This window comes from Stenotrophomonas sp., from assembly GCF_032061965.1.
Classification (GTDB): Bacteria; Pseudomonadota; Gammaproteobacteria; order Xanthomonadales; family Xanthomonadaceae; genus Stenotrophomonas.
This window is the reverse complement of the sequence record NZ_DAMBEF010000053.1, coordinates 1-20,844: the sequence shown is the minus strand read 5'-3', so window position 1 is coordinate 20,844 and position 20,844 is coordinate 1. Positions and strand designations below refer to the sequence as shown.

At 63.3% G+C, this 20,844-nt stretch carries 17 protein-coding genes; 9 read left to right on the top strand and 8 right to left on the bottom strand.

Translation table 11 applies throughout. The features are described from left to right. Positions 1 to 124: 124 nt before the first annotated feature. From RT460_RS17750 to RT460_RS17735, 4 genes are all read left to right on the top strand, one after another. Entirely contained in the window at positions 125 to 406 is a 282-nt protein-coding gene (locus RT460_RS17750) for a hypothetical protein (RefSeq protein ID WP_313320873.1), read from the top strand. Positions 407 to 488: 82 nt separating this feature from the next. After that, a complete protein-coding gene (locus tag RT460_RS17745) occupies positions 489 to 2,435 on the top strand; it encodes an AAA family ATPase (RefSeq protein ID WP_313320871.1) in 1,947 nt (648 codons plus the stop codon). Between the two features lie 72 nt (positions 2,436 to 2,507). Beyond that, a complete protein-coding gene (locus tag RT460_RS17740) occupies positions 2,508 to 2,915 on the top strand; it encodes a nuclear transport factor 2 family protein (protein WP_313320869.1) in 408 nt (135 codons plus the stop codon). 330 nt (positions 2,916 to 3,245) lie between these two features. Continuing rightward, a complete protein-coding gene (locus RT460_RS17735) occupies positions 3,246 to 4,421 on the top strand; it encodes a DUF3667 domain-containing protein (RefSeq protein WP_313320867.1) in 1,176 nt (391 codons plus the stop codon). Positions 4,422 to 4,566: 145 nt separating this feature from the next. Here RT460_RS17735 and rlmF read toward each other — a convergent pair whose 3' ends face one another. Both rlmF and RT460_RS17725 read right to left on the bottom strand, forming a co-directional pair. After that, on the bottom strand, positions 4,567 to 5,565 hold the full coding sequence (gene rlmF / locus RT460_RS17730; RefSeq protein ID WP_313320865.1) for a 23S rRNA (adenine(1618)-N(6))-methyltransferase RlmF: 999 nt from the start codon (positions 5,563 to 5,565) through the stop codon (positions 4,567 to 4,569). A gap of 42 nt (positions 5,566 to 5,607) precedes the next feature. Next, positions 5,608 to 6,102 (bottom strand): hypothetical protein, encoded by a 495-nt coding sequence (locus RT460_RS17725; protein ID WP_313320863.1) that lies wholly within the window; start codon positions 6,100 to 6,102, stop codon positions 5,608 to 5,610. A 201-nt stretch (positions 6,103 to 6,303) separates the two neighbouring features. Here RT460_RS17725 and RT460_RS17720 point away from each other — a divergent pair, with 201 nt between their 5' ends. Next, positions 6,304 to 8,787, top strand: a complete 2,484-nt coding sequence (locus tag RT460_RS17720) for a DEAD/DEAH box helicase (RefSeq protein ID WP_313320861.1) — start codon at positions 6,304 to 6,306, stop codon at positions 8,785 to 8,787. Next, positions 8,784 to 9,872 (top strand): ribonuclease H-like domain-containing protein, encoded by a 1,089-nt coding sequence (locus RT460_RS17715; RefSeq protein ID WP_313320859.1) that lies wholly within the window; start codon positions 8,784 to 8,786, stop codon positions 9,870 to 9,872. Before RT460_RS17720 ends, RT460_RS17715 begins: the two co-directional genes overlap by 4 nt. Positions 9,873 to 10,055: 183 nt before the next feature. Here RT460_RS17715 and RT460_RS17710 read toward each other — a convergent pair whose 3' ends face one another. From RT460_RS17710 to RT460_RS17690, 5 genes are all read right to left on the bottom strand, one after another. Continuing rightward, a complete protein-coding gene (locus tag RT460_RS17710; protein WP_313320857.1) occupies positions 10,056 to 11,906 on the bottom strand; it encodes a M56 family metallopeptidase in 1,851 nt (616 codons plus the stop codon). Positions 11,907 to 11,909: 3 nt separating this feature from the next. Next, on the bottom strand, positions 11,910 to 12,296 hold the full coding sequence (locus tag RT460_RS17705) for a BlaI/MecI/CopY family transcriptional regulator (RefSeq protein ID WP_313320855.1): 387 nt from the start codon (positions 12,294 to 12,296) through the stop codon (positions 11,910 to 11,912). A 97-nt stretch (positions 12,297 to 12,393) separates the two neighbouring features. Further along, a complete protein-coding gene (locus tag RT460_RS17700; RefSeq protein WP_313320853.1) occupies positions 12,394 to 13,509 on the bottom strand; it encodes a saccharopine dehydrogenase NADP-binding domain-containing protein in 1,116 nt (371 codons plus the stop codon). A 334-nt stretch (positions 13,510 to 13,843) separates the two neighbouring features. Beyond that, positions 13,844 to 14,920 (bottom strand): SDR family oxidoreductase, encoded by a 1,077-nt coding sequence (locus RT460_RS17695; protein ID WP_313320851.1) that lies wholly within the window; start codon positions 14,918 to 14,920, stop codon positions 13,844 to 13,846. Positions 14,921 to 14,937: 17 nt separating this feature from the next. Further along, on the bottom strand, positions 14,938 to 15,147 hold the full coding sequence (locus RT460_RS17690; RefSeq protein WP_313320849.1) for a hypothetical protein: 210 nt from the start codon (positions 15,145 to 15,147) through the stop codon (positions 14,938 to 14,940). A gap of 155 nt (positions 15,148 to 15,302) precedes the next feature. On the opposite strand from RT460_RS17690, the gene RT460_RS17685 reads away from it, so the two are divergent. Then, complete coding sequence (locus tag RT460_RS17685; protein ID WP_313320847.1) at positions 15,303 to 15,635, top strand: hypothetical protein; 333 nt, start codon at positions 15,303 to 15,305, stop codon at positions 15,633 to 15,635. On the opposite strand, the gene RT460_RS17680 is transcribed toward RT460_RS17685, so the two are convergent. Next, on the bottom strand, positions 15,619 to 16,653 hold the full coding sequence (locus tag RT460_RS17680; RefSeq protein ID WP_313320845.1) for a DNA topoisomerase IB: 1,035 nt from the start codon (positions 16,651 to 16,653) through the stop codon (positions 15,619 to 15,621). The genes RT460_RS17685 and RT460_RS17680 overlap by 17 nt on opposite strands. Positions 16,654 to 16,772: 119 nt before the next feature. Between RT460_RS17680 and RT460_RS17675 the strand changes: the two genes are divergently transcribed. Both RT460_RS17675 and gltB read left to right on the top strand, forming a co-directional pair. After that, on the top strand, positions 16,773 to 17,162 hold the full coding sequence (locus tag RT460_RS17675; protein WP_313320843.1) for an I78 family peptidase inhibitor: 390 nt from the start codon (positions 16,773 to 16,775) through the stop codon (positions 17,160 to 17,162). A 308-nt stretch (positions 17,163 to 17,470) separates the two neighbouring features. After that, positions 17,471 to 20,844: glutamate synthase large subunit (gene gltB / locus RT460_RS17670; protein WP_313320842.1), on the top strand; the 3,374-nt coding region annotated here is incomplete at its 3' end.

The following is a 20,844-nucleotide window of genomic DNA, read 5'->3' as shown; positions in this document are numbered from 1 at the left end:
ATAAGATCAAAACCGGACTCTAAACCCGACCTCTACTCAGGCCGGGGGGACGTCGTTGATTTGCCTATTAAAGTAAGGGAAGCTTAAGCATGTCCGGCTCTGAATCAGAGCCACAGGGGGACACATGGAAAGTTACTTTTTCGACAAGCAGATTCGCACTAATTCAGATTCCAGCCTTCAATCAGGCCTCTCCGATCCTGATCCTCAGACTGCCGTATCACGTTTCTTAGAGACGAAGGCAGCATCTCTATCTGCTGGCCAACTCGAATTTGCGCGCGCCACGATCCCTGCATCCACGCATATCGCCAAGAATGTTGCTGAAACCTTCGGTGCAATCAATGGACGGTGCGAAGGAGCGCATTCCATAGAATATCTATCGCAGCTATCGCTCCAACAAGACCCCTGAGCTTCGCTCAAGCGTCCCGGCAAAGACTGCCCAGGCGAACATCCTCCAAATCATTTCAAATCAGAATAAAAGGTGCCCTGCCGTGCTAATTGGCGTTTTTATTAGAGGATACAAGTCCTATCGCGCAACAAAATTTATCCCGATCAGTACACCTGGGAAACTTGTCTCTGTTTACATCGGCCAGAATGGGGCGGGAAAGAGCGGAATACTTGACGCACTTGACAAGTACTTCAACGGCGGAACTTGGTGCATAAATTCGGCATATAAATCAAACACGGCACTGCCCGATGACAAAACACCTTTCATTTGCCCCGTATTTGCCATCAGTAAAAACTCTCCCCCCGCAACATTACCCTATGTTGCCAAGCAACAAGCCGAGAGGATCGATTCACTGATCAGAGAAGAACTTAGAGAGTCGAATTCATCATTCCTATCTCCCGCGCTTCGAGATTTCAAAATATTTCTAGACGTGAACGAACAGCAGCTGGAATCAAAATTAATCATACCCCTTGGCCGCAATGACAGCGAACCACAGCGAACATTCCTCGGCCCGTTTGAAAACCTGCAAAGAATACGATCCGGACTGGATGTCGCTGCAGATAAACCTATCACAGACAAGCTAAAGAACATAAGCAAAGCAATCGAGAAAACGTACAAATATTTCTACGTCCCAGTGGAAGTTGATGCAGAACTATTTACAAAACTCGGACAGCGACAAGTTCAACATCTTCTAGACGAGAGTTTACAACTACAGGTGGCTAAGGCCATTGGCAACGAAAGCATAGATAAAATTCACAACGAACTCACAAAATACATGGATGACCTGAACACTCATCTCAGCAACTACAAATATCACGGACCACAAATAAAGATCTCGACCGAAAACTTGGCAGAGCGAGTATTTGACCACTACTTCTCTTCAAAATCGTTGCACAAAGAATCCGCAACAGGACTAACCCCTCTATCCAGCTTGAGCTCGGGCGAGAAACGGCAGGCACTGATTGATTCTATAAAGTCGTTTCTACTAAGAAAAGAGGACAGAAAGAATAATGTAATTGTAGCGATCGATGAACCGGACGCCTCTTTACATGTATCGTCCTGTCACGACCAGTTCGAAAAGGTAGCTTCGTTGTCAAAAACCGTAGTACCCCACGCACAGGTACTGGTCACGACTCATTGGTATGGGTTTCTTCCGCTCTGCACAAACGGCGATGCTCACCATATATCGAAAACGGATGATAGCGTCGAAATATCCACTATTGACCTTTCCTCCTACAGGGAGTCAATAAAAGACAAAATAAGAACAACTGATGGAAAATTCCCAATCGATGCAGCCCTCAAAGGGTACAACGACCTTGTTCAATCTATATTTTCCTCTTTGCTAAGCGACACCCCATACTCTTGGATCATCTGCGAAGGACTGTCTGACAAAATATATCTAGATCATATTATCGGGTTATCCACCGAGCATAAGATTCGCATACTTCCTGTCGGTGGATATTCAGATGTGATCCGTATCCACGATCGCCTCCAGACCCCCATGTCTGAAAAAGACTACCGCGGGAGTATCAAAGGCACGATTATCTGCCTTATCGACACTGACGACGAAACTCCAGAATTTGCAAAGAAGGAAGGAACTTCACGACTCTTCTTCAAGAGGCTAGCCAGGGAAAAAGGCTCAAGTGAAGTCATTCTCGCTGACGCATGGAGCAACAAGTCGAGGTCCCCAACGAGCATTGAAGACGCCCTTGACGCCGCTTACTTCTGTAGCACACTGAAGTCACTATCTTCTGAAACGAGAGCGAACTCCACTGCAGCCAGAGAGATCCTAAGCAGATCCGCACATAATGCAAACGCAAAATATTCGCACGAGGCTCTTGACTATAAAATATCAGATCAGCATCTGATCTTGGATATATTTAAGACCGGAGAAGATAAAGTTAATTTCGCCTCTAAGTACTGCGAAATCGCCCCTCCGGGAAACGAAGATCTAAAATGGGCCGCTCAACTCAGAGACCTTATTTGTTGATTTTTACTGGATGTATGGCACACCAATTTCGTTTTTATGAAAACCACAAACTACATACTTTAGGAACCGGCCATGCGGTCCCCTGCACTACGCGTGTTTGTCGTGGCAATGCTTTGCCTTGCCGGCAACGCCATGGCGGCGCCACCGGATGCGGCCACGCTGCAGGCCATCGAGGCCACCGCGTACGACTATATGGACGGACAGCTGGAAGGCGACGTGGCACGGGTGACGCGGGCGCTGCATCCGGATCTGGCCAAACGGAACATCGTTGCCAATGCGAATGAAACCCTGGGGTTGGGGCGGATGAGTTCGGATGAACTGATCCGCTTTACCCGCGAGGGCGCCTTGAAGACACCGCGTGAGCAGTGGCAGCGAACGGTGACGGTGCTGCAGGTGGATGAGGATATTGCGACCGTGCGGCTGGAAAGCCCGTGGTTCATCGACCATCTGCAGATGGGCGGTTCGATGGGCGCTGGGTGATCGTCAATGCCTTGTGGCATCGGAAGGTTCGCGGAGGTTGAGTGCTGGGGCAGGGTTTTGGGGTCTGCTAGCGAAGAGCTTCCCCCCACCCCAACCCCCGCTCCGCGCCCCGGCCCTTGCGCTGGCGCAAGGGCGTTCGAGGGGCAGCGAACCGGTGGTTCGCAAACTGCCCCTCTCACCCCGTAAACGGGAGAGGGGCTCTACTTCGTTCCGGTTCGGTTTCGGCTCCGGCTTTGCTTCGTTCTGGCTTTTTATTGAGCTGCCACTGAACAGACTCGGCAAAGCCCGTTATCGTATGCGGCTTCTGCCTGCAGCCCGCCGCGCCCGCCCATGAGCCAGTCCGACGTAGTGCCCTCCACTTCAGAACATGGCAGCTGCGAGAACTGCCGCACGCCGCTACAGGGCCACTTCTGCCATGGCTGCGGGCAGTCGGCGCATAACCCGCTGAAGAATTTCGGGCATGCGGTGGAGGAAGTATTCGAGTCGTTCTGGCATCTGGATGGCCGCATCTTCCGCACCCTGCGCGACCTGCTGGTGCCGGGACGGGTGACGGTCAACTTCCTCAAGGGCCAGCGCGTGGGTTACGTGCAGCCACTGCGGCTGTTCGTCATCCTCACCCTCTTCACCTTCTTCGTCGGCAAGCTGACCCTGCATACCGATGACTTTGGCACCGGTACCAATGCCGACCCCGCCTATGCCAAGGCGCAGACCGTGGCCGAGGTGGAGGCCGTGCGCACCGCGCAGATGGCGCAGATAGAACAGCAGCAAATGAGCAACCCTGCCGCGGCCGCCGCCTTTGCGATGGCCACCGCAGCGATCAATGCGTCAGCAGCCCAGCGCACGGCCGAGATCGAAGCCAACGTGCAGCCTGACGCCAGCGCCAGCGCCTCGGCGGTAGCGCGTGCCAACCGCGCCGCCGCGCGCGCCGCGTCCGGCCAACGGGGTACCTTCATCAACATCCCGGTCAACGGCAAACCCTGGGATGCGGAGACCAACCCGATCGTGCTTGAGGGCTGGCCGACGTTCGTCAGCAACTGGCTCAACCGCCGTCTGGCCAATGGCCAGGCCAACGTCGACCGCATGGGCAGCAAGACCGATCTGTATGTGCAGGCCATCCTCACCGCACTGCCCGGCGCGCTGTTCTTCCTGATGCCGATCTTCGCGCTGGTGCTGCGCATCGCCTATGTAGGTCGATCGATGGGCTACCTGGAACACCTGGTGGTGGCGCTGTACAGCCATTGCTGGCTGATGCTGGTGCTGCTGACCACCTTCCTGATGGCCGGTATCAGCGGCGCGATCGGCAATGCGGTGGTCAGCTCGATCTGCGGCTGGTTGTACGTGCTGCTGTGGCTTGCGGTGCCGGTGTATCTGTTCTGGATGCAGCAGCGCGTCTATGGCGGCAACCCGGTGCTGACCCTGCTGCGCTACACCTTCATCGGCGGCATCTATCTGTTCCTGGTCACCTTCGTGGTGATGTACGCGGTGCTGGCAGGCGTATCGGCCTGATTCACCGTAGCCCGGGTAAGCGCAGCGTGCGAGGGAAGCGCCGATCAGACGTTCTTTCCGGCCAGCCAGCCAACAACCCCGGGTGCGCTGCGCTTACCCGGGCTACGCTGCTTACAGAGGCTACGGTGCCTGTAGGTGCAACGGTTCACGCCTGCGCTTGCTGCAACCAGTCCTTGCGAGCAGTGGCTGAGTGGAAACTCCAGGCAACAAAGCGGCTCTGCTTGTTGCCCTGTGCCATCGCCACTTCGCGCACCTCGGCAGCACCCGCCTTGCCCAGCTGCTTGCGGATATCGGCCAGGTGCTCGCTCTTGGCCACCAGCGAACTGAACCACAGCACCTGCTGCTGGATGTCCACGCTTTCGCGGATCATCCGCCGCAGGAAGGACGCCTCACCGCCGGTGCACCACAGCTCGTTGGCCTGGCCGCCGAAGTTCAGCGCCGGCGCCTTGCTGGCGCGTGCCTGCGTGCCACCCAGGTTGCGCAGCTTGCGCTGGCTGCCCTGTGCCGCCTCCTTGGCCGAGGCGTGGAAGGGCGGGTTGCACAGGGTCAGCTCGAAACGCTCATCGGCCTGCAGCAGGCCGGCGAACAGATTGCCGCGCGCAGGCTGCAGGCGCAGCGCGATGCGCTCACCGAGGTGGTTGGCCTGCACATTGGCATCGGCGGCCTGCAGCACGCCGGTATCGATATCGCTGCCGAGGAAACGCCAGCCGTACTCGGCCTGCCCCAGCAACGGATAGATACAGTTGGCGCCAACACCAATGTCCAGCGCACGTACGCCGGGACCCCGCGGGATCGTTCCGCCATTGTCCGCCGCCAGCAGATCAGCCAGGCCATGCAGGTAATCCACCCGGCCCGGCACCGGCGGGCACAGATAGCCGTCCGGGATATCCCACTGCTGGATGCCGTAGTCACTGGCAAGCAGCGCGCGGTTGAGCTCGCGCACGCCGGCCGGGTTGCTGAAATCGATGCTGTCAGTGCCCGCTGGAGTGCGTACCAGATAGCCCTTCAAGGCCGGGTTCGCTGCCAGCAACCGGGCCATGTCATAGCGACCCTGGTGACGGTTGCGGGGATGCAGGCGGGCGGCGGGAGCGGGCTTTGCGGCGGTTTGTGACGGCTTGCGTTGCTGCGGGGCTTTCATCTGCATATTAGACGCCAAGTGCCCGCCGATGCGCACGATTCTGGCTGATCAGCGGCCGTTGCCCGTTTGATCGCAGCCTTGCTGTGCGCAGATCGCCGCTGCCCGTTGCTGCTCTTCAGGCGTGAGCTCCGGCGGTGGCCGGGCAATGGCCGACTGGATCTGGTCGGGGCCGCCGGTGATCTTGTTCAGGCCCTGCGCGGCCTTCAGCAGGCCATAGCCGATGCCCATCATCAGGTAACCGCCGCTCATGCCAACCTGCTCCGGGGTGGGCGGCTCACTCCAGTTCTTGCTGAAGCGGTTGGGCTGCGCCTGCACCGGGTTCTTGAAGCGGTACAGGTCCAGCGGCTGGTCGTCCTCGGGTTTGATGGCCTTCACCTCGCCCAGGGTGGTGACGTTGCCCTGCGCAGGTACCTCAATCACATCCGTCGCTGCGGGCTGCGCATCGCTGGCAGGCTCGGGCTGGCCCGTTTGCGTGCCGACAGGCGGTTCGGGCGCGCCTTGTGGCACCGGCTGCTGTGCCTGTGCCATCCCTGCCAACATCATGCCGGCCAATACTGTGCTCCATCCTGCCTGTGTTGCCACAACCATCCACCCAGCCTGTTGTGCGTTGGCGCCAGCATACGCAGGCGGTGCTTCACTTTCCGTTGGGACGGCGCGACGCGTTCAGCATGTCTTGTACCTGCCGGTCTCACCGCGTGAGACACCAATATGCTTCCATAGGGCTCTTTGATCGGCAGTCCGTGCATGGCGTTTTCCCTCGCTCCCCGCACCGAAGCCAGCGAACGGGCGCTGGCAACCACCGATGGCCTGCCCTCGCGTGACGGTTCGCTGCTCGGCCAACGCCTGGCGCGGCGCTACAAGGACCGGGTCACCGGCAGCTTCACCATCCCCGGCCGTGAGGGCAGCTATGCGCCCATTCCGGATGACGTGCCCGAGGCACTGAAGGCGGCTCTCAAGGCGCGCGGCATCGAGCAACTGTACTCGCACCAGGCCGAGGCCTGGGACGCCAGCCAGCGTGGCGAGCACGTCGCCATCGTCACCCCTACCGCGTCGGGCAAGTCGCTGTGCTACACCTTGCCGGTGGTCAGCGCGGCGATGCAGGGCAATGCCAAGGCGCTCTACCTGTTTCCAACCAAAGCCTTGGCGCAGGACCAGGTGGCCGAGCTGCTGGAGCTCAACCGTGCCGGCGATCTGGGCGTCAAGGCGTTCACCTTCGATGGCGACACCCCCGGCGATGCGCGGCAGGCGATCCGCCTGCACGGTGACATCGTGGTCAGCAACCCGGACATGCTGCACCAGGCCATCCTGCCGCATCACACCAAGTGGGCGCAGTTCTTCGAGAACCTGCGCTATGTGGTGATCGACGAGATCCACACCTATCGCGGCGTGTTCGGCAGCCATGTCACCAATGTGCTGCGCCGGCTCAAGCGCATCTGCGCGTTCTACGGTGTGCAACCGCAATTCATCCTGTGCTCGGCCACCATCGGCAACCCGCATGCGCATGCCGAGGCGCTGGTCGAAGAGCGCGTCCACGCCATCACCGAATCCGGCGCGCCCACCGGACCCAAGCACGTGCTGCTGTGGAACCCGCCGGTCATCAACCCGGACCTGGGCCTGCGTGCGTCCGCCCGTTCGCAGGCCAACCGCATTGCCCGCATCGCGATCAAGAGCGGGCTGAAGACGCTGGTGTTCGCGCAGACGCGCTTGATGGTCGAGGTGCTGACCAAGTACCTGAAGGACATCTTCGACAACGACCCGCGCAAGCCGGCACGCATCCGCGCCTATCGCGGTGGTTACCTGCCCACCGAGCGCCGCGAGGTGGAGCGGGCGATGCGCGCAGGCAACATCGACGGCATCGTCAGCACCTCGGCGCTGGAGCTGGGCGTGGATATCGGCGCGCTCGACGTGGTCATCCTCAATGGCTATCCCGGCAGCGTCGCCGCGACGTGGCAGCGCTTCGGCCGCGCCGGCCGTCGCCAGCAGGCGGCGCTGGGCGTGATGGTGGCCAGCAGCCAGCCGCTGGACCAGTACGTGGTGCGGCATCCGGATTTCTTCGCCAATGCCACGCCGGAGCACGCGCGCATCTCGCCGGACCAGCCGCTGATCCTGTTCGATCACATCCGCTGCGCCGCGTTCGAGCTGCCGTTCCTGGCCGGCGAACCGTTCGGCCCGATCGACCCGCTGGTATTCCTGCAGGCGCTGGCCGAAACCGAAGTGGTGCACCAGGAAGGCGACCGCTGGGAGTGGATCGCCGACAGCTATCCCGCCAATGCGGTGAGCCTGCGCGCGGTGGCCGATGGCAACTTCGTGGTGGTGGACCGCAGCGACGGCAAGCAGCAGATCATTGCCGAGGTGGATTATTCCGCCGCCGCGCTCACCCTGTACGAAGGCGCCATCCACATGGTGCAGAGCACGCCGTACCAGGTGGAGCGGCTGGACTGGGATGGCCGCAAGGCCTACGTCACCCGCACGCACGTGGACTATTACACCGACAGCATCGACTACACCAAGCTCAAGGTGCTGGACCGCTTCGACGGCAATGGCGCTGGCCGCGGTGATTCACACCATGGCGAAGTGCATGTGGTGCGGCGCGTCGCCGGCTACAAGAAGATCCGCTACTACACGCACGAAAACATCGGCTACGGCCCGGTCAACCTGCCCGACCAGGAGCTGCACACGACCGCGGTGTGGTGGCAGTTGCCGCAGGCCACGCTACTGCGCAGCTTCGCGCAGAAGCAGGATGCGCTGGACGGTTTCCTCGGTGCAGCCTATGCGCTGCATATCGTCGCCACCGTTGCGGTGATGGCTGATGCGCGCGATCTGCAGAAGGCGGTGGGCAACGGCGATGGTGCGTGGTTTGCAGTAGCCGACCAGACCGGCCGTGGCCAGCTGCGCGGCAACGAAGCCGGCGAAGGCTCGGTGGAACTGATGCAGAGTTTCGTGCCGACGGTTTATCTCTACGACAACTTCCCCGGCGGCGTTGGCCTCAGCGAGCCACTGTGGCAGCGTCAGGGCGAATTGGTTACGCGTGCCTTGGAACTGGTGGAGCGCTGCGACTGCAATGCGGGTTGCCCGGCCTGTGTCGGCCCGGTGCTGGCCGCGCAGGAAGAGCAGAAGGGCGAGACACCGCGCTCGCTGGCCTTGAAGGTGTTGTCGCTGCTATCCGCCGAACGTTGTGACCAGGTGCGCGCTGTTGTCATGGATGAGGCGCTAGACCTGCTGCCATGAGCATCAGCCTGGACAAACTGAAGGCCCTGCGCAAGCAGGCCGGGCTGTCGACGGCGGCGCCTGCTGCAGCCGGCGCGCCCGCTGCTACTGCAGGAGCGGCGGCAGCCGCGAAGCCACCGATGGTGGAAGCTGTAGCGGCCATTGTTGCTGCGGATGCAACCGGTTCTACGCCGGCTGCGGATGCGTTGCCAGCTTCGCGGCCAACGCCGTTCCTTCGGGAAGCGAAGCAGGACGCTTCTGTATTTGGCTGGGTGGACCAGATCCAACACAAGCCTGCACCGCCGCAGGATGGCGCGGCGTTGCGACGCTTGCTGGCCACACGCAATCGCGCAATTGCGCCCGCTTCGCCGGTCGAGCGCGGGCCGGTGGATCGTGATCTGCCCGGCACCAAGATCGCCCCCGGCCTGCATCTGATCGAAGCCTTCATCCCGCAGCCTATTCCCGCTCAGCCCTTGTCGCTGGCTTTCAGCAAGCGTCCGGAAGAATCCGTCGCGCCGCAGGACCTGTTGTTCTTCGATACCGAAACTACCGGCCTTGCGGGTGGCACCGGCACCCGCGCCTTCATGATCGGCGCCGCCGACTGGCATCACGATGCAGCGCGCGGCGAAGGCCTGCGCGTGCGCCAGCTGTTGATGTCGACGATGGGCGCGGAGAGCGCGATGCTGGAATTGTTTGCCAGCTGGTTGGCGCCGAGCACGGTGCTGTCCAGCTACAACGGCCGCTGCTATGACGCGCCACTGCTGAAGACACGTTATCGATTGGCCCGTCGCGGTGATCCTATCTCCGCGCTGGACCATGTGGACCTGTTGTTCCCCACCCGCCGCCGTTATCGCGGCACCTGGGAAAACTGTCGCCTGGCAACCATCGAGCGGCAGCTGCTGTTGATCGCACGCGAGGATGATTTGCCCGGCTCGGAAGCGCCTGCAGCGTGGTTGGGTTATCTACGCGGTGGCAGCGCGCGCAACCTGCGCCGTGTTGGTGAACACAACCACCAGGACGTGGTGACCTTGGCGCAGCTGTTCCTGCGATTGGTGCAGGCAGAAGCGGATGAGCGGGCGGAGTTGGCGTTGGAGGCCGAGCGCTGAGTTTGTTGTTGTTCGCCTCGCTTCACTTCAAGAGCCTCCCCCTCGCCAACCCTCCCCTTGGCTGCGCCAAAGGGAGGGGGCAGAGCTTGGCTCCCTCCTTTTGGCGTAGCCAAGGGGAGGGTTGGGGAGGGGTGCTTCAAGCCGTGGCTCCAGAGCCAGAGACCAGCAAGCCCTCCCAAGACATCAGCCATCGATCGGCTGCGCTATTCCACTGCGGATCGCCTGCTGGATCATCTGCTCCGCGTCGCGGTTGGCCTTGGCGCTGGCCGCGGCCTGCTGCCTGCCAAGTTCGGCCTGCTGCCGGCCCAACGCTGCCTGCTGCGATGCCAGGCGTTGCATCTCCGCGCGCATCTTCGGGTTATCCATTTCCTGGCGTGCCCGTTCCATCTCACGCCGTGCTTGCTCGGATGCGCGGCGATGTGCCTCGGTCCGCTCACCGCCGCTCAAGGCCAGCACCGCCTGCTTCGACGCCAGCTCGCCGATACGTGCGCCGATTTCCCCCATGCGCTCGCCAATTGCGCCCTGCATGTCACCCAGTTGGCCCTGCTGGTCACCCAACCGACCTTGCGCATCACCCAACCGCTCGGTCTCGGCATACAGCTGCTCGAAACGGTCCAGGGTGCTGGCGTCGTGCACGACATAGCGCTTGCCATCACGATGCACCAGCAGTACGCCGTTGCCCTTGTCCAGCCGCTGCGCCTCGCGCAGCCGGGCTACGGAACCATTCATGACGTTGTGATTGCCACGGACCAGCACATAGCCATCGGCGTTATGGTCATCCGACAAGTGGATCACGCCGCGCGTGCTGACCGGTGCTGCCGGTACCGCCGGTTCCGCGGGCGCGGCCGGGGGTGCAGGGGGCACGACAAGACCTGCAGGCGGGGCCGGGGGGACCGGGGGCGCCGGCGGCACGGCAGGCAGCTCCGTACCGTCGACTACCGTGCGCACCACGGAGTGGGTTACCGGGGCGGCAGCGACGGCGGGCACCGCCGGTGCTGCAGGCACTGCCGGAGCGGCCGGCGGTGCGGGCGGCGCTGGCGGGGCAGGCATGGCGACCAGTCGCAACGGCGCCACGCCAACCAGCGCGACAACCGCCAGGATCAGTGCCGCACCAGCGCGCGGAAACGATGAGGTGTCCTGCAACATGAGCAATCTCCGTTTGAGACTGAGGAAGGTCGGCGATGCGCTGGCAAGGCCAGCGCTGGGCCGGGGGGCAACGCCCAGCTGCAGCAGCAGGCGTCCGTAGTGCTGACGGCAGTGACGGTCACCGGCGACCACGGCGGCATCCACCGCCGCTTCGCGGGCGATGCCGTATTCGCGGGCAGCCAGATGCACCACCGGGTGGAAGAAGAACAGGTGTTGGGCGAGCGCAGGCACCAGGCCCAACCACAGGTCGTGGCGTTGCAGGTGCACCAGTTCGTGGGTCAATGCCATGTCCAGCTGGTCATCCCCCATGCGCTCCAGTCCACGTGCCGGCAACAGCAGCACCGGACGCCACGGCCCGATCAGCTGCGGCGAATCGATCGCATTGCTCAGCATCAGCCGTGGTGCGCGGCGCAGGCCGTGCGCATCGGCGGCGAGTGCAAGCGCAGCGTTGAGCTTGTGGTCGCGGCAGGGCTGCGCAGCACGCAGCTGGGCGCGGCTGGCACGCAACGCCAGCACGGTACGCAAACCCATCACCAGCACGCCGGCCAGCCACATCGCCATCAACACCAGGCTCCACGACCAACCGCTGTCTACCGGCAAGGGCCGCATCACGATGATGGGCGTGGTTGTCGTTGCTACCGCAGGTGCCGCCGCCTGCAACACCACCGGCGCCGCCTCCACGGCCGGCAGCAGCGGCAGCTGCAGCGGGGATGCCCAGAACACGCCGACCACGGCCTGCAATGCCACCAGCCACCACAAGGCACATTGGGTGCTGGCCGGCAGGCGCCGCACGTAGCGGCACAGCAGCCACACCACGGCGGCCAGCAACACGGTCTGCACGCTGGTTGCCAGCAAGCGGCTGCCCAACAACTCAAGGGTAAGGGACATGGCTCAATCCTCCCGACGCTGCGATTGCAGCTTGCTGACCAGCGCTTCCAGTTCGGCCAGCTCGTTGTCGCTGACCTCGGCCTTTTCCGACATCCACGCCACGAACGGCGAGATCGAGCCTTGCAGGGTCTTCTCGACAAAGCTGCCGACCGCACCGTTGACCACTTCCTGCTGCTCGGCGGTGGTGCTGTAGCGGTACACGCCCTCGTCGTGTTCGCGTTGCAGGTAGCCCTTGGTGCGCAGACGCTCCATCATCGTCAACACCGTGGAGCGGGCCAGGCCGCGGGACTCACCAAAGCGTGCGGCAACCTCGCCAACGCTGGTGGGTTCGTTCTCTCCGATGTACTGCAGCAGGGCCAGTTCCTGGTCCCCGATGGTCTTGCGGCGCATGGCCGTCTCCGTGACTACATTTGTCGTCAAGGTAGAGTTGCCTACATTTGTAGTCAATAGCCCGAATGGCACCCTGCCCGTCGCCAGACTGAATGATTCAGCTGACCTCGCTATCGATCTGCCAACGCGCGAATTCGCTTTCGAACTCGGCCAGGGTCAGCAGGCCCATGCAGGTGTGGGCGCCGCTGGGCAGCCCTTCGCCACGGGCGAAACGGCGTGCCAACAGCACGGCGGCAAACGTCGGTATCTCCGGGCCATGCAGCATGGGGGCGGTCAGGTCCCAGTGCAGGCGATGCTCCAGTCCAGCGCGCTGGCCGCGCAGGGTGATGCGCATGCCACCCAGATCGGTGCCGAAGCGGTCGAACCAGCGCCCGGCGCGGGCAAACACACCGGCCAGTGTTTCCATCGGCAAAGGCAGGCCATGCCCGCGCAGCCATGCCATGGCTGCCAGGCAACGCGACAGGAACGGCAACTCCAGTGCCGCGCGGAAGCGCACCGTTGCCACACCCGGGTAGCGCTGCACGAGCAGCGTGTGGTCCGGCACATCGCAGGGCGAGGCCAGGCGCGGGCCGATGCGGGCAAAGTGCACCGGCTGTGGCTTGGCCCAGCCCAGCTGCGTCTGCCAGCGGCCATCTATCCAGCATTGGAAAGGTTTGCCGCAGTACGACAGCACCGCACGCACCGTGGCCATGCCCAGCGGCGTCGCCTGCGCCGGCGCGATCACCATGTCGATGCTGTGCAGTTGTTCGAACTGCGGCGCAAGCGCATCAACCACCGCGCTGGACAGCGCCGGCAAGGTGCTGGCACCGGTAATGGCGCTGCGCTGCGCCTGCTGCGCCAGCGCCTGCAGGTGCTCTGGGAAATCGGCAACGAAGTCACGGCCATCTGCCAGGTCGATGTAGTGCATGCCGGCACGCAGACACGCCTGCGCCACCTCGTAGCCCTGGCCCTGGAAGGGCCCCGCGGTGTGGATGACCAAGTCCGCTCGCGTATCCGCCAGCTGTGCTTCGAAATCTGCCGCGGCAGCATCCAGCCGGCACAACTCGATGGTCGCCAGATCCACCCCTGGGAGATTGGCTGCGGCCTGCGCTGGATTGCGGCCAGCGGCTATGACTTCAATGCCCGGCGTGATGGCGAGTGCACGCACGATGCGCGCGCCGAAATGACCGTAACCGCCCAACACCAGAACACGACAGCTTTCCTGCTGTGACATCGGATCTTCCTGCGTTGATTGCTGGGTGGATTATCGGCGAGGAATGAACGGCTTGGGTCCCTGCCTGCGCGCGGCGGCAAGGAGGAGGCTTTGGCCCCTCCCCTTTGGCGCAGCCAAGGGGGGAGGTTGGGAGGGGGTTGGTTTTCGGTAGAGCCGAGCCATGCTCGGCAGACGCGTTCCCGGTATGCCCCAGCCGAGCATGGCTCGGCTCTACCCGGTCAAAAGCTACCCCTCCCCAACCCTCCCCTTCGCTACGCGAAAGGGAGGGGGCTGTGGCCCTCCCCCCTATGCAGCCAAGGAGCAGGGCCGGCGGGAAAGAGGCTTGAGCCTGCCATCAACCGCGCGGGCCACCCATCACCGGCAGGATCGCGCCGCTGATGTAGCTGGCTGTGATCGGTGATGCGAGGAAAACATAGGCCGGCGACAGTTCCTCCGGCTGCGCCGGCCGGCCCATGTCGCTGTCCTTGCCGAACTCGGCCACGTCCTCGGCCACCTTGTCGGCCGGGTTCAGCGGCGTCCACACCGGCCCAGGCGCCACGCAGTTCACGCGTATGCCGCGCGGTAGCAGCTGGCTGGCCAGCGACAAGGTGAACGCATGGATCGCACCCTTGGTTGCCGAATAGTCAATCAGCGACTTGCTGCCGAAGATGCCCGTCTCCGAGCCGGTATTGATGATGCTGGCCCCTTCGCGCATATGCAGCAGCGCGGCCCGCGCCATGTGGATGTAACCAGCAATATTGGTCTGCAGGGTCTCCTGCAGGTGTTCATCGCTCAGGTCTTCCAGGTGATGGCAATGCAGTTGGAAAGCGGCGTTGTTGACCAGGATGTCGATGCCGCCGAACGCCTTGGCCACCTGTTGTACTGCCTTGTCGCAGAACGCGGGGTCACGCACGTCACCGCTGATTGCCAAGCTGCGCTGGCCTTCCTGCTGGATATGGTCGCAGGTGACCCTGGCGTCCTCGTGTTCGCTCAGATACAACACGGCGACATCGGCACCTTCGCGTGCGAACAGCACCGCCACCGCGCGGCCGATACCCGAGTCGCCGCCGGTGATGATCGCGCGCAGCCCCTTCAACTTGCCGCTGCCCTTGTAGGCGGGCGCCATATAGCGTGGTGCCAGTTCAAGATCGCCTTCATTGCCGGGCTTTGCCAGCTGTTGTGCCGGCAAGGTGGTGGGCTGCTTACGCGTACCGGCCTGCACGCTGCCATGATTCCTGGGCGTGGCGCTGCGCAGCTTTTCCTGTTGCTGCAGGTCTTCCTGCAGACGCCGCTGGCGGCTGGCAGTACGTTGCGCGGCGCTGTCCGCGGATGCCGTTGTCGACGTCTCCTTCACCGGCTTGCTCGCCTTCCTGGTTGCCTTGCGGGTTGCCGCCTTGCCCGGGGTTGTTGCTGTCTTCTTCGTGGTAGCCATGGGGTCACCCTTTGCGCTCAGCTGGCACGACGCGCGCAGTGCTCGCAGCAGTAGATGGTTCCGTTCGCATCAACACCGTGGCCGATCACCGCACACTCACAATGGGCGCAACGCGGCGCCATGGCGTGTATCGCGCATTCGAACGAATCAAAGGTGCCGGTGATACCGCCTTGGGTGACGGTGAAGCTCTTGGCGTAGTCGTTGCCACAGACGTCGCAGGTAGCCATTGCGCTGCTCCTTCCGCTATCAGGTGGGCTGCCAGTGTGCGCAGCAGCCGCGACACCCGCGGTGAAGAAAGCGTAGGCAGGATGTGTATTTCATCTGCCGCAAACAGCCCAACGGCGATGCTTCCGGCAACACGCCCTTGACGCAGGAGTCCGCCATGTACCGTCTGCTTGCCGTACCCGCCACCGTCCTGCTTTTGTCTGCCTGCAGCTCCGCCGGCTATGTGAGCGCGCCCCAGCCGATCGACGGCGTCATCTCCGGGCAATGCCATACCGACATGGTGCGCGGCGCGGTTGGATTGGCAGCGTCGCCGGATACCGTGGAAGGCGCACGCGTGGACAGTGACAGCCTGTCGGTGAATGTCGTGCGCGGCCGTGACCAACCCGAAGTCACACCGTCGATCGCACCTGCAGCGGCCACCAGCGGTGGCGAACGGCTGACCATCGAGGTCGGCCGAACCAACAACATCACCGCTATCCGTTGCGGCTGATTGCCGTCTTGCCGCGGTGTGCGGCACGCAGGAAACGCAGTGCCGCCGTTTCCCATTGGCGTGGCCCGCGCAATGAATTCAGGCGCGCCAGCTTGCCGTCGCGCCAACCGTCGAACACGCAAGGATCGATGTAGGCCTTGCGGCACACGGCCGGCGTGTTGCCCAGCATCGCGGCAACCGCTGCGATGACCTGGTTCTGCAGTGCCGTGAGGGCCCGCTCGCCGCCGCTGGCGGGCAACGGCAGCTGCGCCAGTTCGCGCAGCGCCACCAGGGTGCCTCCCCAGGTGCGGAAGTCCTTGGCGCTGAAGGTGTCGCCGGTCGCCTGGCGCAGGTACGCGTTGACGTCACCGGAGCCGACCGGACGCAATCTGCCCTCATCATCGCGATACTGGAAAAGCAGTTGGCCGGGCAATTGCTGGCAGCGCTGCACCAGCCGCGCCAGCCAGGGATCGTCGATGTGCAGTTCCTGCTGCTGTCCCGACTTGCCACTGAAGCGCAGCTTCGCCGCGCCACCGCTGACCTGCAGGTGCTGGTTGCGCAAGGTGGTGAGGCCATAGGAACGGTTGTCGCGCGCATAGGCGTCGTTGCCGACGCGGCCCAGGGTTCGCCCCATCACTGCCACCACGATCGCGACCACCTTTTCCCTCGGCAGGCCGGGCAGTTTCAGGTCCGCTTTCACCTTGCGACGCAGTCCCGGCAAGGCCTTGCCGAAAGCGACGATGCGGCCGAACTTGTCGTCGCTGCGCATCCGTATCCAATCGGGGTGGTAACGGTATTGCTTGCGCCCACGCGCATCGCGCCCGCTGGCCTGCAGATGGCCATTGGCCTGGGCACAGATCCACACCTGGGTATAGGCCGGTGGTATGGCCAGTTGGCGGATACGCTGCAGCGTGGCGGCAGCCGTCACCGCATGGCCGCGGGCATCGACGTAGCGGAAACCACGCCCAGACCGCAGCCGGCGTATACCGGGATCTCCATCACAGCTGTGGCGCAGCGTGGCGGCGCGTCGACCTGCCATTGAGCGCTCCGATCACATCGCGGGCCGGTCAGTATCGCGTCACCGGATGCGACCAGGCGTCAAAATCATCTTCACTTGGCGATATGCTTGGGGTCGACTGTCAATCTCCTGGAGTTCCAATGCAATTCCCGTCGACGCCGCGCGCCCTGCGCCGCCCCGCCGCCCTGATTGCCACCGCCGCCCTGTTGCTGGCCTTGAGCGCCTGCAAGGGTCCGGCGCCGGAAGAACAGGACGAAGCACTGAGCCAGGCGCAGCAGGCCGCTCAGGCCGCCGCTTCCACCGAAAATGCCACACCGCCGCCGCCGGCCGCCTGCGACGCCAGCCAGGTACAGGGTCTGGTCGGCCAAGCCTACAGCGATGCCATGCAGGCCCAGGCCAAGGAAGACGCCGGCGCCACCGACGTGCGCGTGCTCAAGCCCAACCAGCCGGTCACCATGGAGTTCATCGGCGAGCGCCTGAACATCGAAATCGATGAGAAAGGTATGGTCAGCGGCGTGCGTTGCGGCTGATTTTTGTATAGCCAAAGCCTTGCTGGGCAAGGCTTTGGTTGCGCTCGCAACGATGTATTGCGGCGCTGCAACAACTGTGATTTAGTCGAACCATCCGGTGACCTCAAGGTGCGCTCCAGGTTGAGCACATCATGTGCATTGGATGGGCGCGAGGGCGCTTGGATCGGGCGTAAGACGCCGTCAGGGCGCGCGCCGGGTTCTATCCCAACGGCACGTGCGGCAGCACGGCGCGAACCATCTGATAACCATGACGTGCTCAGTGAGCGGGTTGAAGTGTCGCCGCTCACCTGAATCGCATCGAGGCACAGATGGCAGTCCGCACCCCGCAAGGGCTTTACGACCCGCAAGACGAACGCGACGCCTGTGGTTTCGGCATGGTCGCCCAGCTCGACGACCAGCCATCGCGCCTGTTGGTGGATACCGCCATCGCCGCCTTGTCGCGCATGACCCACCGTGGCGGCGTTGCTGCCGATGGCCTGACCGGCGATGGCTGCGGCCTGCTGCTGCGCAAGCCCACGGTATTCCTGCGCCAGCTGGCTGAAGAAGCCGGCATCGCGCTCGGCCCCAACTTTGCCGCCGGCGTGGTGTTCCTGCCGCACGATGCTGCTGCCGCACAGCGCTGTCGTGACGAACTGGATGCACAACTGCGCACCGCCGGTTGTCATCCGCGCGGCTGGCGCGAGGTTCCCACCGATGACAGCGTCTGCGGCCAGTTGGCGCGCGACACCTTGCCGAAGATCGAACAGGTATTCGTCGATGCAGGCATTGAGCAGAGTGCCGAGCAGTTCGCCCTGGCCCTGTTCATGGCCCGCCGCCGCAGCGAGCAGAGCCTGCGCGATGTCACCGATTACTACGTCACCACGCTAAGCGCCGAGGCCATCAGCTACAAGGGTATGGTGCTGCCGGACAAGCTGAGCACCTTCTACCCGGACCTGCAGCGCCATGAACTGGCGTCCAGCGTGGTGGTGTTCCACCAGCGCTTCTCCACCAACACCCTGCCGCGCTGGCCGCTGGCACACCCGTTCCGCATGCTCGCCCACAACGGCGAGATCAACACCATCGAAGGCAACCGCCACTGGGCGCAGGCGCGCAGCAAGGTGTGGAAGACGCCGAAGTTCGACATCGCCGAGCTCGACCCGGTGATCTCGATGCACGGCTCGGACTCGCAGAGCATGGACAACATGCTGGAGCTGATGGTGTCCGGCGGCATGGAGCTGATCCAGGCGCTGCGCATCCTGGTGCCGCCGGCGACACAGTCGCTGGAGTTCAAGGACGCCGACCTGGCCGCCTTCTACGAGTTCTATGGTTTGAACAGCGAGCCCTGGGATGGCCCGGCCGGCATCGTTGCCTGCGACGGCCGCTATGCCGCCTGCACCCTCGACCGCAACGGCCTGCGCCCGGCGCGCTGGATGCTGACCTCCGACCGCCACTTCCTGGTGGCCTCCGAGGCCGGCGTATGGGAAGTGCCAACCGAGCGCGTGGTGCGCAAGGGCAAGCTTGGCCCGGGCCAGATGATGGCCATCGACCTCAAGCGCGGCGACCTGCTCGATTCGGAAGCCATCGACCGCATCAACCGTGCGCGTGCACCGTACAAGCAATGGCTGCACCAGGGCGTGACCTACCTGCAGACCGAGCTGATCGATCCCTCGCTGGCCGAGGAACCGTTCGACGAAGCCACGCTGCGCAGTTACCACAAGCTGTTCCAGCTCACGACCGAAGAACTGGAACAGGTGCTGCGGCCACTGGCCGAAACCGGGCAGGAAGCCACCGGCTCGATGGGCGATGACACGCCGATCGCAGTACTCAGCCGCAACACCCGGCCGCTGTACGACTACTTCCGCCAGGCCTTCGCGCAGGTCACCAACCCACCGATCGATCCGCTGCGCGAAGACTGCGCGATGTCGCTGACCACCCAGCTCGGCAAGGAGACCAACATCTTCCACGCCGGCGCGGAGACGGTGAACCACGTCATCCTCAACTCGCCGGTGCTGAGCCAGCGCAAGCTGCGCCAGTTGCTGAAGATGGAGCAGTACGTCGAACGCAACCGCCTGATCGACCTGTCCTACAGCGTCGAGGAAGGTTTGAAGGCCGGCATCGAACGCATCTGCGCCGAGTGCGAGCAGGCCGCGCGCGAGGGTGTGGTGATGCTGTTGCTGTCCGACCGCTACCCGGTTGCCGACCGGCCGATGGTGCATGCCCTGCTGGCCACCAGCGCCGTGCACCACCATCTGTCCAAGGTCGGCCTGCGTTGCGACGTCAACCTGATCCTGGAAACCGGCACCGCGCGCGATGCGCACCATATGGCCTGTTTGCTGGGTTTTGGTGCGACCGCGGTGTACCCGTACCTGGCCTACCAGACGCTGTTCGATCTGGGCCGTCGCGGCATCCTGCAGCTGAAGAAAGGCGGTGAGGTCTCGCAGATCGGCCGCAGCTACCGCAAGGGCATCTACAAGGGCCTGAGCAAGATCATCTCCAAGATGGGCATCTGTACCGTCGCCAGTTACCGTGGCGCGCAGTTGTTCGAAATCGTCGGCCTTGATCCGGACGTGGTTGAACTGTGCTTCCCGGATACCGCCGCCCGCATCGGCGGCGTTGGCCTGGCACGGCTGGATACCGAAGCACGCGAACTCACCGTGCGCGCCTGGAACGATCTGGCCGAGCCGGAAGTTGGCGGCCTGCTCAAGTACGTGCATGGCGGCGAATACCACATGTACAACCCGGACGTGGTGATGACGCTGCAGCGCGCATCGCGTACCGGCGACGCGGCCGACTGGCGCAAGTACATGGACGCGGTGCATTCGCGCCCGACCTCGGCGCTGCGCGACCTGCTGCAGCTCAAGCCGGCCACTACGCCGGTGCCGTTGGACGAAGTGGAACCGGCCGAAGCGCTGTTCAAGCGTTTCGACACCGCCGCCATTTCGCTGGGCGCGTTGTCGCCGGAAGCGCACGAAGCACTGGCGATTGCGATGAACCGCCTCGGCGGCCGTTCCAACTCCGGCGAAGGCGGCGAAGACCCCGCCCGCTACGGCACCGAGAAGCGTTCCAAGATCAAGCAGGTGGCCTCTGGCCGCTTCGGTGTTACTGCCGAATACCTGGTCAATGCCGAAGTGCTGCAGATCAAGGTCGCGCAGGGCGCCAAGCCCGGCGAAGGCGGCCAGCTGCCCGGCCACAAGGTCAACGAGCTGATCGCGCGCCTGCGCTATGCCAAGCCCGGCATCGGCCTGATCTCGCCGCCGCCGCACCACGACATCTATTCGATCGAAGATCTGGCGCAGCTGATCTATGACCTGAAGCAGGTCAATCCGGATGCGCTGGTATCGGTGAAGCTGGTCTCGCATGCCGGCGTCGGCACCATTGCTGCTGGCGTGGTCAAGGCCGGCGCCGACCTGATCACCGTGTCCGGCCACGATGGCGGCACCGGTGCTTCGCCGATCAGCTCGATCCGCTACGCCGGCGTGCCGTGGGAACTGGGCGTGGCCGAATCGCACCAGGCACTGGTTGGCAACGACCTGCGCAGCCGCACCATCCTGCAGACCGATGGCGGCCTGAAGACCGGCCTGGACGTGGTCAAGGCCGCGCTGCTCGGCGCCGACAGCTTCGGCTTCGGCACCGGCCCGATGATCGTGCTGGGCTGCAAGTACCTGCGCATCTGCCACCTCAACAACTGCGCCACCGGCGTGGC

What these genes read in the sequence shown, in the direction of transcription:
- RT460_RS17690 (WP_313320849.1), bottom strand. Translation starts at nt 15,147, where the DNA reads ATGGCTACCTGCGACGTCTGTGGCAACGACTACGCCAAGAGCTTCACC.
- RT460_RS17710 (WP_313320857.1), bottom strand. Translation starts at nt 11,906, where the DNA reads ATGTCCCTTACCCTTGAGTTGTTGGGCAGCCGCTTGCTGGCAACCAGC.
- RT460_RS17695 (WP_313320851.1), bottom strand. Translation starts at nt 14,920, where the DNA reads ATGGCTACCACGAAGAAGACAGCAACAACCCCGGGCAAGGCGGCAACC.
- RT460_RS17750 (WP_313320873.1), top strand. Translation starts at nt 125, where the DNA reads ATGGAAAGTTACTTTTTCGACAAGCAGATTCGCACTAATTCAGATTCC.
- RT460_RS17740 (WP_313320869.1), top strand. Translation starts at nt 2,508, where the DNA reads ATGCGGTCCCCTGCACTACGCGTGTTTGTCGTGGCAATGCTTTGCCTT.
- rlmF (WP_313320865.1), bottom strand. Translation starts at nt 5,565, where the DNA reads ATGCAGATGAAAGCCCCGCAGCAACGCAAGCCGTCACAAACCGCCGCA.
- RT460_RS17735 (WP_313320867.1), top strand. Translation starts at nt 3,246, where the DNA reads ATGAGCCAGTCCGACGTAGTGCCCTCCACTTCAGAACATGGCAGCTGC.
- RT460_RS17725 (WP_313320863.1), bottom strand. Translation starts at nt 6,102, where the DNA reads ATGATGTTGGCAGGGATGGCACAGGCACAGCAGCCGGTGCCACAAGGC.
- RT460_RS17705 (WP_313320855.1), bottom strand. Translation starts at nt 12,296, where the DNA reads ATGCGCCGCAAGACCATCGGGGACCAGGAACTGGCCCTGCTGCAGTAC.
- RT460_RS17680 (WP_313320845.1), bottom strand. Translation starts at nt 16,653, where the DNA reads ATGGCAGGTCGACGCGCCGCCACGCTGCGCCACAGCTGTGATGGAGAT.
- RT460_RS17685 (WP_313320847.1), top strand. Translation starts at nt 15,303, where the DNA reads ATGTACCGTCTGCTTGCCGTACCCGCCACCGTCCTGCTTTTGTCTGCC.
- RT460_RS17720 (WP_313320861.1), top strand. Translation starts at nt 6,304, where the DNA reads ATGGCGTTTTCCCTCGCTCCCCGCACCGAAGCCAGCGAACGGGCGCTG.
- RT460_RS17675 (WP_313320843.1), top strand. Translation starts at nt 16,773, where the DNA reads ATGCAATTCCCGTCGACGCCGCGCGCCCTGCGCCGCCCCGCCGCCCTG.
- RT460_RS17715 (WP_313320859.1), top strand. Translation starts at nt 8,784, where the DNA reads ATGAGCATCAGCCTGGACAAACTGAAGGCCCTGCGCAAGCAGGCCGGG.
- RT460_RS17700 (WP_313320853.1), bottom strand. Translation starts at nt 13,509, where the DNA reads ATGTCACAGCAGGAAAGCTGTCGTGTTCTGGTGTTGGGCGGTTACGGT.